The 507-nt window shown below is 58.8% G+C and carries 1 pseudogene; it reads right to left on the bottom strand.

Features of this window, described 5'->3' with window-relative positions:
- Window positions 1-507: pseudogene (locus IEX97_RS13455) on the bottom strand (IS1634 family transposase); the annotation flags it as partial.

The following is a 507-nucleotide window of genomic DNA, read 5'->3' as shown; positions in this document are numbered from 1 at the left end:
CGCCACCGTTTTGGCTGTGACCTTATGATAGCCCCGGTGGGCCTTGAGCCAGGTTTCCAATCCTCGCTGTGCGTCCGCCTCACAGGCATAGGCAATCTTGCCCTCTGCTGCCGCGTCTGCTTGCCAAGTAGTTCGCTCTTGCTCGAGTCGCTTGGCCAACGCCTTTTCCTTGCGAGCATCCAGGCTCGAGGATTGCACCGCGATAAACCGGTACGTCTCACCGTCCAGTTCGCGGTGAAAGGACTGTACCCGGTAGACGGCAGCACCCTTGCGGTCGCTGAGCGTTCCCACCTCCACCCATGCTTTCTCTTTCTCGATGGCCGCTCGTACAATCTGTCCACATACTTTGTAGGTGTTCGGCAGCTTCGAGATGAAACGGACCCCATGGCGCCGGAATCCGGCCAGCGTCTCTGGTGTGACAGCAGCCGAGTCGGCGATGTATATGGCGTCTTTCAATCGCTCAGCGTCGTACAGCTCCATCATCTTCGCCAGGGTCTTGGCGTTCCA

The sequence above is a fragment of the Paenalicyclobacillus cellulosilyticus genome (genome assembly GCF_014647315.1).
In the GTDB taxonomy this organism is placed as follows: domain Bacteria; phylum Bacillota; class Bacilli; order Alicyclobacillales; family Alicyclobacillaceae; genus Alicyclobacillus_J; species Alicyclobacillus_J cellulosilyticus.
This window is presented reverse-complemented; position numbering and strand designations above follow the sequence as displayed.